The sequence below is a fragment of the Salipiger sp. ABN3_019 genome (assembly GCF_056158605.1).
Window position 1 is genome coordinate 1,191,853 of the sequence record NZ_JBSWTP010000009.1, and the last position, 15,269, is coordinate 1,207,121.

Here is a 15,269-nt window from a genome sequence, read left to right on the forward strand (position 1 = left end):
ACAAACCCGCGTGAGAAGGGCCAACGGCAGGGATTGACACAGGGGCTCAGCGTGGTCCCTTTTGTCTAGTCAAAATCGGAACCCAGCCCCCAAACTGGCCGGGACCGACAACAGGGAGACTACTGGATATGCGCAACAAAGTCATCTCCGCACTGGCGGGTGCCGCGCTTCTGATGGGTGGGGCCGTCGCGGCCCAAGCGCAGGACGCGCTGGCTCGCATCAAGGAAGCTGGCGTCATGAAGGTCGGCACCGAGACCGCCTTCGCCCCCTTCGATTACATCGACGCGGGCGATCACGTGGGCCTCAACATGGACGTTTTCGCCGCAATCGGTGAAGAACTGGGCGTCGAGATCGAATGGATCACCCTCGACTGGGCTGGCGTTCTGCCGGGTCTCGAAGCGGGTCAGTTCGACGTGGTCGCAGGCCCCGCAACCATCACCAAGGCACGTATGGAGCGCTACCGCTTCACTCCGCCGATCGCCGAGGCCACCGTCGCCCTGCTGAAATCGGCCAAGGATGATTCGATCACCAAGCCCGAGGACATCGCTGGCAAGACCATCGGTTCGGGCCACGCCACCGCGCAGCTCGCCCAGCTTGAAGAGTTCGGCGCGACGCTCGACCCGGCACCGGAAACCAAGGACTACGTCTCATTCAACGAGGCCTATGCCGACCTCGCCGCTGGCCGTATCGCTGGCGTCGCCAACTCGCTGCCGAACATCGCCTTCGTGGCGCAGCAGCGTCCCGAGGTCTTTGAAGTGGTCGCGCCCTTCGGCACCAAGACCTACTTCGGTTTCCCGGGCCTGAAGGACGACGACCACGCTTCGCTGATGGACGCCATCGACGCAGCTCTGCTGAAGATGAAGGCCGACGGCCGCCTCGCCGAGATGCAGCAGAAGTGGTTCGGCCAGACCTTCGAAACGCCCGACGCGGTGACCGAGCCCAACATCTAAGGCTTTCCCTGCCGGTCCGTGCTACGCGGGCCGGCCCTTTCGGCCTGACCGGCGGAGGGTCATCCGACCACCGCCGGTCTTTTTCAGCCGGTCTTTTTCAGCCGGTTTTCTTCACCCGCACCTGACGCCAAGCCCGAGGCCCTTCCCGGACAATGAGCTGGAAACTCTTCAACCTGCTGCTCGAAGCCTCGCTGATGACCATCTGGGTCAGTGCGCTGTCGATCGCGATTGGCCTTGCGCTGGCGATCCTGCTGTCGGCAGCGAACCTCTCGGGCATCCGCCCGCTGCAATGGTTCGCGAAATTCTTCATTTCCTTCTTCCGCGGCACGCCGCTGCTGGTGCAGCTGCTGCTGCTTTATAACCTGCTGCCGGTGATCGGGGTTCAGATACCCTCGATGGTGACCGCGGTGATCGGCCTGTCGATCTGTACCGCCGCCTATCAGGCCGAGAACCTGCGCGGCGGTTTCGAAGGCGTGCCCACCGGTCTGGTCGAAAGCGCCGACATGGCGGGCTTCACCAAGAGCCAGACCTTCTGGCACATCCGCGTGCCGATCGCGCTGCGGCTGACCCTGCCCGCACTGATCAACGAGGCGATCTTGATCCTCAAGGCGTCGTCGCTGGTCTCGGTGGTCGGGCTGATCGAGCTGACCCGCATGGCGCAGAACCTCGTGGCATCGACCTTCATGCCGCTTGAGATTTACGCCAGCGCCGGGCTCATCTACCTCGTCATCAACCTCGTGGTCGCCACCGCCGGCCGCCAGCTCGAACGTCGCCTTCCGGGCGTGGGAGGCAAGTGATGGGTTTTGATTTCAACGTCATCCTGTCGAAACAGGACGCGCTGATCTCTGGCATTGCGATGACGGTCTTCGTCTGGGTCGTCGGCACGCTGGCCGGTGCACTGCTGGGCTTCATCATCGCCACGGCGCGGCGCTACGGTGGCACGCTGATCGACAAGGCGCTGACCGTGCCGATCGAAGTGATCCGCGGCACGCCCTTTCTCGTGCAGCTCTTCCTGCTCTATTTCGGCGGCCCCTACATCGGCCTGTCGCTCGACGCGCTGCCCGCGGGTCTGATCGCGCTGAGCATCTACGGCTCGGCCTATTTCGCGGAGATCTTCCGCGCCGGTTACCAGTCGGTGCCGCCGGGCCATGTGGAGGCGGCGGAATGCCTTGGCTTCACGCGGATGCAGGTGATCCGCAACATCCTGCTGCCCGAGATGGCGCTGCTGGTGATCCCGCCGTCGGTGAACATGGCGATCATCCTGCTGAAGGAGACGGCGCTGCTGTCGCTCATCACGGTCCCCGAAATGACGATGACCGCCAGTGCCATCGGCTCGCAGGAATATGCCTTCGTCGAGGCAATGGTACTGATCGCGCTCGTCTACTGGGTGCTGGTCGAACTGGCGGGCCTGCTCGGGCGGCTCGCGGAAAAGAAACTCTCAAGATACAGGCTGGCCAAGGCATGAGCGACAACGCGATCTCCGTTCAGCATCTGGTGAAACGCTTCGGCACGACGACCGTGCTCGACGACATCTCGCTGGAAATCCCGCGCGGGCAGGTGTCCTGCCTGATCGGTCCCTCGGGCTCGGGCAAGTCGACGCTGCTGCGCTGCATGGCGTTCCTTGAAGAGGCCACCGACGGCTCGATCTTCATCGAAGGCAGCCCGCTCGGCTTCGTCTACGACGGCGCGGGCAAGCGCCAGCGTCAGAGCGCCAACGAGCTGCGCAAGGTGCGCTCGCAGATCGGCATGGTGTTCCAGCAGTTCAACCTCTGGCCGCATATGACCGCGCTCGGCAACGTGTCCGCCGCGCTGCGCCGGGTGCGCAAGATGAGCAAGGCCGAGGCCGAAGAGAAGGCCATGGTGCAACTGCGCAAGGTGGGGCTGGAGAACCGCGCCGGGCACTACCCCAGCCAGCTTTCCGGCGGCCAGCAGCAGCGCGTGGCCATCGCCCGCTCGCTGGCGCTGGAGCCGAAGATCATGCTGTTCGACGAGCCCACCTCGGCGCTCGACCCCGAGCTGACCGGCGAAGTCCTGAACGTGATGCGCAGCCTTGCCGCCGAGGGGATGACCATGGTCGTGGTGACCCATGAAATCGGCTTTGCCGCCACCGTGGGCAACCAGATCAGCTTCCTCGATCAGGGCAAGCTGCTGTTCACCGATGCGCCGTCGAAAGCGTTCGCCAAGCCGCGCCACCCGCGTCTTGAGCAGTTCCTCGACACCTATCTCGACCGCGGCGCCTCGACGCTGGTCTGAGGGAGGGGCGCGAATGATCAAGGAGGGCGCTTCCCGACAATCGCTGCACGAGCGCATTCGCAGCGATCTGGAGGGCAAGATCCTCTCCGGCGCGTGGCCCCCGGGCCACCGCGTGCCCACCGAGCAGGAGTTGCGGCTGGAGTACGGCTGTTCGCGGATGACCGTGAACAAGGTCATGACCCAGCTCGCCAACGCCGGGCTGGTGTTGCGGCGGCGCAAGACCGGCTCGATCGTCATGCCGCAGCAGAGCCAGAACGCGGTTCTGGAGATCAAGGACATCAAGGACGAGGTCACCGCGCAGGGGGCTGCCTACCGCCACGAGGTGGTGGCGCGGGTGCTGCGCGCGGCGAAGGCGACCGAGGCCGACGAGCTTGGGGTCGAGCCGGGCACGCAGGTGCTGGCGCTGACCTGTCTGCACTACGCCGACGAGGCACCGTTCTGCCTTGAGGACCGGGTGATCAATCTCGAAGTGGCGCCGGATGCCGAGGCCGAGAGCTTCACCGATCTGGCGCCCGGTGTCTGGCTGCTTCGCCACATCCCGTGGAGCGAGGCCGAGCACACGATCGCCGCGGTCGGCGCATCGGCGCGGGTGGCGGAACTGCTGGATTTGTCGACCGGCAGCCCCTGTCTGGTGATGGAGCGCCGGACTTGGCGGCAGGGCGAGACCGTGACCGAGGTGCGGCTGACCTATCCCGGTGCCGCCAACCGCCTAAGCGCCCGCTTCACGCCTTCGCTGCCCTGAGGCTCAGCGCGGTCGGGCCCCGTCGAGGAACAAGGCAATGGCGCGGTCACGGCGCGCGGCGCGCACCTCGGGGGTCGAGCAATAGCGCGCGGGGTCGAGCAGCTTGTGCAGACCATTGCCGAAAGCCATGTCCATCAACATCTCCGCCGCCGGCTCATAGCATTCGGGCTTTAGCGCCAGTTCGCCCGCTTCGGTGGCATCGGCCAGTTCGCGCGCGATATGGCGGCGCAGCGTCAGCGCGCCACTCTCAAGAATGCTGCACGCCAGTTTGGGGTAGGTGGGGGCCGAGGTGATCACCGCGCGCAGCAGTTCCAGCGGGGCGGCGTTGAGGCTGGGCTCTTCGTTCAGCGTGAGCAGATGGCGCAGGCGCTCTTCCAGCGGCGCACCGGCGTTTTCGCTGTCACGGCTGCGGAACAGCCGCGCCCCGATGCGCGCGAAACAGGCCCCCAGAAGTTCTTCGCGACTGTCGAACATCGTGTAGATCGTCCGTTTCGACATATGCACCTGCCGCGCGATCGCGGCGACCGAGACGTCTTCCAGCCCATGCTCGGCGATCATCTGGGTCGCCGTCGACAGCACCAGTTCCTCGCGGGTTTTCTGGTCCATCTGAACCGGGCGGCCACGGCGGCGCGGTGCGGACTCGTCGTCGGCGGGAGTGCTCGAATCGGTCATTGGTGTCCTTGGGTCACATCAGGCATTCTAAATCGTATCACTGGCACATCTGGGTGCTTTACAAAACGGATGCGTTTCCTTATCGCGATTCAGGACCTGCGCGCAAGACGCGCCTTCTTTTGTTTCCGGAGCCCTTCCATGTCGAACCGCCCCGCTTCCAGCCTGATGCGGCGTCTTGCCCTGCTTGGCGCTGTTTTCTTCGCGCCTGCCGTTTCCGCGCAGCAGCAAGGCGAAGCCCCGCCGCAGCCGGTCACGGTGGTGACCCTCGAGGCGCAGGACGTGACGCTGACCACGAAACTGCCGGGCCGTGTGCAGGCCTCGGGCGAGGCCGAAGTGCGTCCGCAGGTGGGCGGCATCATCGTCGAGCGCCTGTTTGACGAAGGCACGGACGTCAGCCGCGGCGACCCGCTCTACCGCATCGACCCGGCGACCTACGAGGCGGCCAAAGCATCCGCAGAAGCCAGCCTCGCGCAGGCTCAGGCTTCGGCGGCCTCTGCCGAGCGCGAGCTCAAGCGTCAGCAGGAACTGCGCGACCGCTCGGTCACCAGCCAGCAGACGCTGGATGATGCGTTGGCGGCGCGCGACGTTGCCGAGGCGGCGGTGAAGGTCGCCGAGGCGCAGCTTCTGTCGTCCAACATCGACCTCGAGCGCACCACGATCCGCGCGCCCCTGACCGGTGTCGTGGGCCTGTCGGACGCCACGCAGGGCGCGCTGGTCACCGCTGGTCAGTCGACCGCGCTGACCACCATCCGCGCGCTCGACACGGTGAATGTGGACGTGACGCAATCGGCTGCCGAGATGCTGCGCTGGCGCCGCTCGGGGCAGGCCGCCGCCGAAGAGAGCGAGGCACGGGTCAGCCTGCGCCTTGCCGATGGCGAGGTCTATGAGCACACCGGCCGTCTGGCCGCCGCCGAGCCGCATGTGAACGAGCAGACCGGCGTTGTCGTGCTGCGTCTGGAATTCCCCAACCCCGATCACTTCCTGCTGCCCGGCATGTATGTGCAGGTCGAACTGCCGCAGGGCAGCGTCAGCGATGCCGTTCTGGTGCCGCAGGAAGGCGTGACCCGCGACCGCCGCGGTCGCCCGGTCGCCATGGTGGTGAACGCCGACAACCAAGTGGAAAGCCGCCAGATCACCATCCAGCGTGATCTCGAGAACACATGGGTGGTGACCGAGGGGCTCGACGCCGGAGATCGCGTGATCGTCGCGGGCCTGCAAAAGATCGCCCCCGGCCAGACCGTGACCCCCGAGGAGCGCGACGCGACCGAAACCGCCGCCGCCGACCCCGGCGCGGCGACCGAGTGACCCCCGGACAAGGAGCCTTCTGATGGCACGTTTCTTCATTGACCGTCCGGTCTTTGCATGGGTCATTTCGATCCTGATCATGGGGATCGGGGTGCTCTCGATCCTCAACCTTCCCATCGCGCAATATCCCGAGATCGCGCCGCCGTCGGTGCGCATCAGCGCGCAATACCCGGGTGCCTCGGCCGAGACTGTCGCCAATACGGTGACGCAGATCGTCGAGCAGCAGATGACCGGCCTCGACGGCATGCGCTACATGACCTCCTCGTCGACTTCGGCGGGCACGGCCTCGATCACCCTGACCTTCGAGTCGGGCACCGATCCGGACGTGGCGCAGGTGCAGGTGCAGAACAAACTATCACAGGCCACCGCGCTGCTGCCCGAGACGGTGCAGCGGCAGGGCGTGACCGTCGAGAAGGCCTCGTCGTCCTTCATGATGGTGATTGGCCTCATCTCCAACGACGGCAAGATGGATCAGTCCGACCTGTCGGACTATCTGAACTCCAACCTCGTGGATGAATTCAGCCGCATCGAGGGTGTCGGCGGGGCGCAGGTGTTTGGTGCGCAATATGCGATGCGCATCTGGCTCGACCCGTCGAAACTCTCGGCCTTCGAGATGACCCCCTCGGATGTGGTGAGTGCCGTCTCGGCGCAGAACGCGCAGATCTCGGCGGGGGCGTTCGGCACGCTGCCCGCGCCCGAGGGTCAGCAACTCAACGCCACGATCACCGCGCAGTCGCTGCTGCGCACCCCCGAGGATTTCCGCAACATCGTGCTGCGCTCGGAAACCGACGGCGGCCTCGTGCTGCTGCAGGATGTGGCGCGGGTGGAAATCGGTGCCGAGAACTACTCGACCATCGCGCGCTATAACGGCAAGCCCTCCTCGGGCATGGCGCTGCAGCTTGCGTCGGGCGCCAACGCGCTTGATACGGCAGAGCGGGTGAAACAGCGGATCGAGGAATATTCCGAGTTCTTCCCCGAGGGCGTCAGCTACGTCATTCCCTATGACACCACCCCGTTCATCGAGATCTCGATCCACGAGGTGCAGAAGACGCTGATGGAAGCCATCGTGCTGGTGTTCTTCGTGATGCTGCTGTTCCTGCAGAACATCCGCGCCACGATCATTCCGACGCTGGCGGTGCCCGTGGTTATCCTCGGCACGTTCGCGATCCTCGCCATGGCGGGCTTCACCATCAACACGCTGACCATGCTGGCCATGGTGCTGGCCATCGGCCTGCTCGTCGACGACGCCATCGTGGTGGTGGAGAACGTCGAGCGGATCATGGAAGAAGAGGGCCTTGGCCCGCGCGAGGCGACCCGCAAGTCGATGGGCCAGATCACCGGCGCGCTCGTCGGTATCGCGCTGGTGCTGTCGGCGGTGTTCGTGCCGATGGCCTTCTTCGGCGGCTCCACCGGGATCATCTATCGGCAGTTCTCTATCACCATCGTTTCGGCCATGGGCCTTTCGGTGCTGGTCGCGCTGACGCTGACCCCGGCGCTCTGCGCCACCATCCTCAAGCCCAAGCACGGCCATGGGACCGCGCGCGGTCCTCTGGGATGGTTCAACAAGGGCTTTGACAAGCTGACCGGCGGCTACGCTGGCACCGTCGGGCATATCATCAAGCGTCCGCTGCGGATGCTGGTGGTCTATGGCGCGCTTGGCTACGGCATGGTGTTCCTGTTCAACAGCACGCCGACCGGCTTCCTGCCCGACGAAGACCAAGGCATCCTGATGACCCTGATCCAAGGCCCGACCGGTGCCACTGCCGAGCGTACGCTCGACGTGGTGGAACAGGTGCAAAGCCATTTCCTCGAGAATGAGGCGGAAGCGGTCAACTCGGTCTTTGGTGTGGTCGGCTTCTCCTTCGCGGGGCAGGGGCAGAACATGGGTCTGGCCTTTGTGCGGATGAAGGACTGGGAAGACCGGCCCTCGCCCGCGCAGAGCGTGCAGGCGGTGGCGGGCCGCGCCTTCCCGGCGTTCATGGGCATCCGCGACGCCATGGTCTTCCCGATCGTGCCGCCGGCGGTGATCGAACTGGGCAACGTCTCGGGCTTCGACTTCTACCTGCAGGCGCAGGGTGGTCAGACCCACGAACAGCTCCTCAACGCGCGCAACCAGATGCTGGGCATGGCGGCGCAGAGCGATCTGATCGCCTCGGCCCGTCCTTCGGGTCTGGAAGACGCGGCGCAGTTCAATCTCGACATCGACTGGCGTGCCGCCGGTGCGATGGGCGTGACCCCGACCAATGTCGGCAACACGCTGTCGATCGCGTGGGCAGGTCAGTATGTGAACGACTTCAACGACAACGGGCGGATCAAGCGCGTCTACGTGCAGGGCGAAGCCGACAGCCGCGCCACCCCCTCGGACCTCGAGAAGTGGCGGGTGCGCAACTCGAACGGTGATCTGGTGCCCTTCGCCAACTTCACCACCGAAGACTGGACCTATGGCCCGCAGGGTCTCAACCGCTACAACGGTGTGCCGGCGATGCAGATTCAGGGCTCGCCCGCGCCCGGTGTGACCACCGGTGAGGCGATGGCCGAGATCGAGCGTCTCGCCAGCCAGCTGCCGCCGGGCTACCAGATCGCCTGGACCGGTCTGTCGCTGGAAGAGCGCGACTCCGGCGGCTCGGCCCCGCTGCTCTATGGGTTGTCGCTGGCCGCGATCTTCCTTTGCCTCGCGGCGCTTTACGAGAGCTGGACCATTCCGTTCTCGGTGATGCTGGCAATGCCGATCGGCGTGCTCGGCACCATGGGCGCGGCTTATTGGTTCGGCTTCGAAAACGGCGTGTTCTTCCAGGTCGGCCTGCTGACCGTGATCGGCCTCACCGGCAAAAACGCCATTCTGATCGTGGAGTTCGCCCGCGAACGCTACGAAGAGCATGGCGAGCCATTGTTGGTTGCGGTGAAAGAGGCGGCGCGGCAGCGCTTCCGTCCGATCATCATGACCTCGCTGGCCTTCAGCCTTGGCGTGGTGCCGCTGGTGCTGTCCACCGGCGCGGGCGCTGGCGGGCGTCAGGCGGTGGGCTCGGCGGTGCTTGGCGGGACCATCACCGGCACCGTGCTGGGCGTGCTCTTCGTGCCGCTGTTCTTCGTCGTGGTGATGAAGGTCTTCGGTCGCAAGAAAGAGCGCGAACTGGCCGCGAAGCGCGCCGAAATGGCAAGCTGAGCGCAGCATCCTGCGAGACAAAGAGAGCGGGCCTTCGGGTCCGCTCTTTTGCATTTCGGAGGGAAAAGGCCTCGCAACGGGAGCCGGGCGCGCGCTGGCCCGTGGGATGGCGCAGCACTCTTGGTGGTCTGCATTTTATGTCTGCCAAATCCGAACGACCCCCGAACGGTTTTCACCGAAGACAAAGCGCCAGCCCGCCGGGACGGGCCAGCGCTCGCCCGGCGGCTTCGCCTTGTTTCCGTGCAGAGGGTGCGCGTGTGCAGATGGGCACTTTACCTTCCGCCTTTGCCCCGCAAAGCTGCACCCGTCTCAAATATAAGGCCCGTCTCCATGACCGATCACACGCTTGCCGCCACCCCGCAGACCGTCCACTGGGGCCGCTTCTGGTCCGACCTGCCGCCGGTGATGCATGTGGCGCCGGGCGACCGGGTGACCATCGAGACCTTTTCGGGCCGCCAAGAGGTGCTGCCCGCGGAGGGCTCGGGACTGACCGTGGCGCCGGCGCATCGCGACATCCTCGCTGCCGACATCAAGGGGCAGGCGCATCTGCTGACCGGGCCGGTGGCCATCGAGGGTGCCATGCCCGGCGACGTGCTGAAGGTAGAGATCGAGCGCATCGAACTGGGCGCCGACTGGGGGTTCAACGCCGTGCGCCCGGCGTCGGGAACGCTGCCGGGAGAATTTCCGGTCTCGTCATCCACCGTCACGCTCATCCCCATCGACCGCGAGGCGCGCACGGGCAAGCTGCCGTGGGGCGCGACCCTGCCGCTTGCGCCGTTCTTTGGGGTCATGGGCGTGGCGCCGCCGCGTGAGTGGGGCGAGCTGACCTCGATCCAGCCGCGCCTGCACGGGGGCAATATGGACCTCAAATTGCTGACCGAGGGCACCACGCTCTATCTGCCTATCCACACCGAGGGGGCGCTCTTTTCCTGCGGCGATGGTCACGGCTGTCAGGGCGATGGCGAGGTCTGCATCACCGCGCTGGAAACTTCTCTGACCGGCACATTCCGCTTCGATCTACTCAAGGGCGCCGGCGAGCGCATCGACCTGCCGCGGGCCGAGACCCCGACCGAGCTCATTTCGATGGGCTTCCACGCCAGTCTCGACACGGCGCTGCAGATCGCGCTGCGCCAGATGATCGCGATGATCCGCGAGCGCGTGGAGATCAGCGAGACCGAGGCCTATCAGCTGTGCTCTCTGGCGGCGGATTTCGCCATCACCCAGTCGGTGAATCAGGAAAAGGGCGTGCACGGTCGGCTGCGCAAGGCGCTGCTGCAGACCGGCTGAAGCTCAGGCGAGCGCCGCCTGCTGCTCGAGGCTGCGGGCAATGAGCTCGGGCGTTTCGGGCCAGTCGATGAAGGCGGGCAGCACCGGACCCTCAAAGCCCGCCTCGCTCAGCGCCTCGGGCACGTCTTCGAGCATATGCCCGGCGTTGAGCGCGAACTGCGGCAGGCAGATCGCCTGTCCCAGCCCCTCGGCCTGATCGCGCAGGAAGGGCGGCTCTTCCACATAGCCCGCGCGGGCCTCGGCAAAGCCGAGCGCGCCGTTGAGCGCGGCGGCGAAATCTCGGGCGCTCTCGGCGCTGGTGCGCGAGACTGCGCTGCCATGAGCGGCGACCAGAAGCGTGGTCTGCGCGGCCTCCCAGCCTTTCTCGGAGAGCGTGCGGCGCAGCGCCTGCGCGGCGCTTGTAACAAGACTGGCTTCGGTGCCGAACGGCTCGAGCACCCGCAGGCCCAAAGGCGCGGCGCGCTCGGCCAGAACCTTCTTGGTGAAATAGCCGCGCGCCATGAAATAGGGGTAGATCCACGGCGCGCCGAGATCGGCCACAGCCGCGTCGAAGGCGCCTTCCTTGGCCAGCGTCGCCCCGCCGATGCGCCAGCCGGGCAGGCGGGCGGCGACGCGGGCGGCAAGCTCGGTCAGCGCCGCCTCCTGCGGGTCGGGGTCGGAGGGGCTGCCATGGGCGACGATCAGCGCGGTTCGTGTCATGTGGCTCGGTCTTTTCACTGCTGCGGATGGCTTCGAACATAGGGCCGCAAGAGTTTTGGAAAACTCTTGCAAGCTCCTTCGAAGGAGCTTGGCCCCTAGTCGCGGAAGGCGCTTGCGAAAGGCTCGGGCAGGTCGAACTCCTCCAGCACCCGGGCGCGGCCTTCGGGCGACATCTTCAGCGCGGTCTTCTCGACGATGCGCTGCAGACCATCGGCGTCGCGGCCCTCGGCGAAGGGCGAGAAATACCACTTCAGGAAGGTGAAACAGATCACGTCCTCCAGCGCCTGCACCTCGGCGTCACGCTTGATGCCTTCCTTGCGCAGCAGCACGCCGATGCGCTCTTGTTCGGCGCTCGGGTAGCCCGCCTTGGACATCATGCCCGCCAGCCGCGCGCCGTGGCGGCGGCCCTGCTCCTTGCGCCAGGCGAAATAGCCGGGGCGGTCCATCGGATAGCTGTCGCGGGGCAGAAGCCAACGCTCCACATGCTGGCCGCGCGCCGCGATCTGCAGCACTTCCGACGCATCGGGAAACAGCCGCGCCAGTTCCGAGCTCATCCGTTCGCCATAGATCTGCGCCGCCGGGCGCCCGCCTTCTTGGGTCGGATCCTTGGCGTTCGCGGCGTCGATCTCGTCGAGGACGTCTTGCAGTGCGCTCATGATCGGGCTCCTTCGAAAATCTGCGATGCGCGGGGTGCGCGCGGTCAAAGTCGCATGGCCGTGCCACGGGCGCAACGCTTCGCACCTAGTGGGCGGCGGCAGAGTGACGCGCAGGGCCAAATGCGGTTGAAACCTATGCGCTGCATGTATCTCATTGAGCCGACGCGAATTTCGATGCGGAGCCGGCATGGCAAAATCCCCCGACACCGACCGGACCTGGGCCGAAGACCTGCTTGAGCCTGAGGCGCAGCGACGCCTGCGCAGCGCGGCGCGGCTTTCGGCCTTTGCGGCGGCGCTCTGGCTGCCGCAGGCGGCGGCGCTGTCTTGGGGCATTGCCGGCTGGGCCGAAGCAGCCCCGCTGTCGCGCACGCTTTGGGCGGCTCTGGCCTTTGCGCTCTTTGGGGTGCTCCGCGCGGGGATCGAGCGGCGTGCGGCGCGGCTGGCCTATGCCGCCGCCGACGAGACCATCCATGCGCGGCGGCAGGCACTTTTGGATCGCGAGGCACTGCGCAGCGGCGGCGCGTCGTCGGCTGCGCTGGCGGCGCTGCTGACCGAGAAGCTGGCGGTGCTGGGCCCTTGGATCACCCGCTACCGGCCCGCAATGGCGCGGGCGCGGCTGCTGCCGCTGCTGTATCTGGCGGTGATCCTGCCGATCTCTTGGGCGGCGGGGCTGGTGCTGCTGGTCGCCGGGCCGCTGATCCCGCTGTTCATGGCGCTGGTGGGGATGGCGGCCAAGGACGCCAGCGAAAAGCAGATGGTCGAGGTGGGCGCGATGAACACTTTGCTGATCGACCGCATCTCGGCCTTGCCCGATCTGCTGTTGCTCAACGCCGCCGAAGCCTCGCGCGCCGAGTTCGAGGCCCGCGCCGACGGGCTGCGCGAGCGGACCATGGCGGTGCTGCGCGTGGCCTTCTTGTCGTCGACGGTGCTCGAGCTCTTTTCGGCGCTGGGGGTGGCGATGGTGGCGGTCTACGTCGGCTTCTCGCTGCTCGGTGAGATCACCATCGGCACATGGGGGCTGTTCGGGCCACAGCTGACGCTGTTTCAGGGGCTGTTTCTGCTGCTGCTTGCCCCCGATTTCTTTCAGCCGCTGCGCGATCTGGCTGCGGCGTGGCATGACAAAGCCGCCGCCGAGGCGGTGGCGGAGGAACTGGCGCGGGTCGAGGCCGCGCCCGGCGTTGCCGTGCTCGGGCAGGGGGGCAGCGCCGCGCCGCTTGCCGGCCCGGCCTCGGTGGCGCTGCAAGGCGTGCGCGTGCAGCGCGGGGCGCAGGAGATCGCGCTGCCTGATATTGCGGTCGGTCCGGGGGCCTCGCTGGCGCTTTGCGGGCCAAGCGGGGTGGGCAAATCCACCGCGCTCGACCTTATCGCCGGGCTGCTGGTGCCGAGCGCCGGCGAGGTGCGGGTTGCTGGCCAACTCCTGAGCAGCGAGCGCGCCGACGCGTGGCGCGCGCGGCTCGCCTATGTGCCGCAGCAGGTGCATATCCCCGACACCACGCTGCGCGGTTTTCTCAGCGGCGCGCCGGAGGGCGATGTGCCGCCGGAGGCGCTGCGACGGGCAAGGGCCGAGCGGATCGTCGAGGCGCTGCCGGACGGGCTTGAGACGGTGCTTGGCGAGAGCGGTGCCGGGGTTTCGGGCGGCGAGGCGCGGCGGTTGCTGCTGGCGCGGGCGTTGATCCGCGGCGCCGATGTGATCCTTGCGGACGAGCCCACTGCCGATCTCGACGCGGCGACGGGGGCGGCGATCATTGAGGTGCTGCGCGATCTGGCCACTGAGGGCCGCACGGTGATCGTCGCGACGCACGACCCGGTGCTGGCCGAGGCGATGGCGCAGCGCATTGATCTGGAGGCGGGCGCATGCTGAAGCTCTGGAAGGTTCTGCGCCTGCTGTGGCGCGCGCATCCCTTTGCCATGTGGCGCGGCGCGCTGCTGGCGGTGCTGGTGCTGCTGATGGGCGCGGCGCTGCTCGGGCTGTCCGGTTGGTTCATCACCGCCACCGGGCTGGCGGGGATTGCCGGTATCGGCATCGCCTTTGACGTCTTCCGCCCCAGCGCCGGGGTGCGTGGGCTGGCATTGGGCCGTGCGGCGGCGCGCTACGGCGAGCGGCTCCTGACCCATGACGCCACGCTGCGCGCGCTGGCCTCGCTGCGGGTGACGCTGCTGCAGCGGCTCGAACGGTTCCCGGTGGCCGACCTGCGGCGGCTGCGCGGGGCTTCCGCGCTGACCCGGATCACCGCAGACGTGGACGCGCTCGACGGCGTGGTGCTGCGGTTGGCGTTGCCTGTGGCGGCGGCGCTGGTCACCCATGCGGCGGTGTTTCTCGGCCTCTGGGCGCTGACCTCGCATGCGGTCGCGATCTCGGTGGCGGCGGGCTATCTGCTGGGCGGCGGCGTGGTGCTCTGGCGGGTCGGGCGCGCGACGCTGGGTCTGTCGGCGCGGGCCGAGACCGCCTCGCAGGACCTGCGCCGCCGCGCCATCGGCCTGTTCCGGGGACGGCGCGAGGCGATCCTGCAGGGCGCGCTGCCGCGCTGGCGGGCGGGGCTCGACGCGGCAGAGACCGAGGCCCGGGGCGCGATGGACCGGCTCGATGCCATCGACACCGGGGCCGGTATGGTTCTGTCGGCGCTCGTGACGCTGGTGGTGGCGCTGGCCTTCGTGCTGGGCGGCTGGCTGGTGAGCGCCAGCGATCTCGATCCGGCGCTGGCGGCGATCGGCGTCTTCGTGGCGCTGGCGCTCGGCGAGACGCTCGTGCCGCTGCGCCGGGGCATGGCCGAGATCGGCCGGATGCGCGACGCTGCCGAGCGGGTGCTGGCCGAGCCGCCCGAGCGCGCGGCCCCGGCCCGTGCCGCCGCCGCAGAAGGGCCCGCGGATGTGGTGCTCAACCTACGGCATCTGTCGCTCGCACGGCCGGGCTGGAGCCGCCTGCTGCTGCATGATCTTTCATTCTCGCTGCGTCCCGGCGAGATGCTGGCGCTGCGCGGGGCCTCGGGCTTGGGCAAATCCACCTTGCTCGACGTGATCGCCGGACTGGAGCCAGTCACCGCCGGGGATGTGCTGCTGCTGGGGCGGCCGCTGGCGACATGGGCAGAGCCTGAATTGCGCGAGGTGATGACCCTCGTGCCGCAACGCGCGGCGTTGGTGTCGGGCACGGTTCTGGAGAACCTTGCGCTGGCGCGTCCCGGTTTGAGCGAGGCAGAGGCGATGGCCGCGCTCGGCGCTGTGCAGCTTGCTGAAACCATCGACGCGCGGGGCGGTTTGCGTTCACCTTTGGGTGAGGGCGGGGCCGGTTTGTCGGGCGGACAGGCAAGGCGGCTGGTGCTGGCGCGCGCGATTTTGCGCCGCCCAAAGCTGTTGCTGCTGGACGAGCCGACCGAGGGGCTCGATGGGCAGATGGCGCGGCAAGTCATTGCAGGCATAAGGAAATTCATGCCGGAGGCGGCGATCATCACGGCCTCGCATCGCAGCGCAGAGCTGGAAGCTGCTGATCATGTCATCGATCTGAAAAGATATATCCCAGAAATATGATGGACTTGATGCAGATCAAA

The 15,269-nt window shown here is 67.1% G+C and carries 13 protein-coding genes; 10 read left to right on the forward strand and 3 right to left on the reverse strand.

What is annotated here, in order from left to right:
* Nucleotides 1–128 precede the first annotated feature (128 nt).
* From ACXAD2_RS13890 to hutC, 5 genes are all read left to right on the forward strand, one after another.
* Nucleotides 129–950: a transporter substrate-binding domain-containing protein gene (locus ACXAD2_RS13890; protein ID WP_475171165.1), complete on the forward strand. Its 822-nt coding sequence runs from the start codon at nucleotides 129–131 to the stop codon at nucleotides 948–950.
* Nucleotides 951–1,102: 152 nt separating this feature from the next.
* The gene (locus tag ACXAD2_RS13895) at nucleotides 1,103–1,747 is read left to right on the forward strand and encodes an amino acid ABC transporter permease (protein WP_066102215.1); all 645 of its coding nucleotides are present in this window, start codon (nucleotides 1,103–1,105) and stop codon (nucleotides 1,745–1,747) included.
* Nucleotides 1,747–2,415, forward strand: coding sequence for an amino acid ABC transporter permease (locus ACXAD2_RS13900; protein ID WP_066102212.1), 669 nt, complete (start codon nucleotides 1,747–1,749; stop codon nucleotides 2,413–2,415). Before ACXAD2_RS13895 ends, ACXAD2_RS13900 begins: the two co-directional genes overlap by 1 nt.
* Complete coding sequence (locus ACXAD2_RS13905; RefSeq protein WP_066102210.1) at nucleotides 2,412–3,203, forward strand: amino acid ABC transporter ATP-binding protein; 792 nt, start codon at nucleotides 2,412–2,414, stop codon at nucleotides 3,201–3,203. Before ACXAD2_RS13900 ends, ACXAD2_RS13905 begins: the two co-directional genes overlap by 4 nt.
* Before the next feature lie 13 nt (nucleotides 3,204–3,216).
* Nucleotides 3,217–3,945 (forward strand): histidine utilization repressor, encoded by a 729-nt coding sequence (gene hutC, locus ACXAD2_RS13910; protein ID WP_066102208.1) that lies wholly within the window; start codon nucleotides 3,217–3,219, stop codon nucleotides 3,943–3,945.
* Nucleotides 3,946–3,948: 3 nt separating this feature from the next.
* Here hutC and ACXAD2_RS13915 read toward each other — a convergent pair whose 3' ends face one another.
* Complete coding sequence (locus ACXAD2_RS13915) at nucleotides 3,949–4,617, reverse strand: TetR/AcrR family transcriptional regulator (protein ID WP_475171175.1); 669 nt, start codon at nucleotides 4,615–4,617, stop codon at nucleotides 3,949–3,951.
* Between the two features lie 165 nt (nucleotides 4,618–4,782).
* On the opposite strand from ACXAD2_RS13915, the gene ACXAD2_RS13920 reads away from it, so the two are divergent.
* The 3 genes from ACXAD2_RS13920 (at nucleotide 4,783) to ACXAD2_RS13930 (ending at nucleotide 10,372) form a co-directional block, all read left to right on the forward strand.
* Entirely contained in the window at nucleotides 4,783–5,922 is a 1,140-nt protein-coding gene (locus ACXAD2_RS13920; RefSeq protein WP_475174874.1) for an efflux RND transporter periplasmic adaptor subunit, read from the forward strand.
* A gap of 22 nt (nucleotides 5,923–5,944) precedes the next feature.
* Complete coding sequence (locus tag ACXAD2_RS13925) at nucleotides 5,945–9,085, forward strand: efflux RND transporter permease subunit (RefSeq protein ID WP_475171176.1); 3,141 nt, start codon at nucleotides 5,945–5,947, stop codon at nucleotides 9,083–9,085.
* 330 nt (nucleotides 9,086–9,415) lie between these two features.
* Nucleotides 9,416–10,372: an acetamidase/formamidase family protein gene (locus tag ACXAD2_RS13930; RefSeq protein WP_475171178.1), complete on the forward strand. Its 957-nt coding sequence runs from the start codon at nucleotides 9,416–9,418 to the stop codon at nucleotides 10,370–10,372.
* A gap of 3 nt (nucleotides 10,373–10,375) precedes the next feature.
* Here ACXAD2_RS13930 and ACXAD2_RS13935 read toward each other — a convergent pair whose 3' ends face one another.
* Together ACXAD2_RS13935 and ACXAD2_RS13940 are read right to left on the reverse strand one after the other, a co-directional pair.
* Nucleotides 10,376–11,071 (reverse strand): cobalamin biosynthesis protein CbiX, encoded by a 696-nt coding sequence (locus tag ACXAD2_RS13935; protein WP_475171180.1) that lies wholly within the window; start codon nucleotides 11,069–11,071, stop codon nucleotides 10,376–10,378.
* A 95-nt stretch (nucleotides 11,072–11,166) separates the two neighbouring features.
* On the reverse strand, nucleotides 11,167–11,727 hold the full coding sequence (locus tag ACXAD2_RS13940) for a DUF4202 domain-containing protein (RefSeq protein WP_475171183.1): 561 nt from the start codon (nucleotides 11,725–11,727) through the stop codon (nucleotides 11,167–11,169).
* A gap of 187 nt (nucleotides 11,728–11,914) precedes the next feature.
* On the opposite strand from ACXAD2_RS13940, the gene cydD reads away from it, so the two are divergent.
* On the forward strand, nucleotides 11,915–13,588 hold the full coding sequence (gene cydD / locus ACXAD2_RS13945; RefSeq protein ID WP_475171188.1) for a thiol reductant ABC exporter subunit CydD: 1,674 nt from the start codon (nucleotides 11,915–11,917) through the stop codon (nucleotides 13,586–13,588).
* Nucleotides 13,582–15,249: an amino acid ABC transporter ATP-binding/permease protein gene (locus ACXAD2_RS13950; protein ID WP_475171193.1), complete on the forward strand. Its 1,668-nt coding sequence runs from the start codon at nucleotides 13,582–13,584 to the stop codon at nucleotides 15,247–15,249. Before cydD ends, ACXAD2_RS13950 begins: the two co-directional genes overlap by 7 nt.
* Nucleotides 15,250–15,269: the final 20 nt, after the last annotated feature.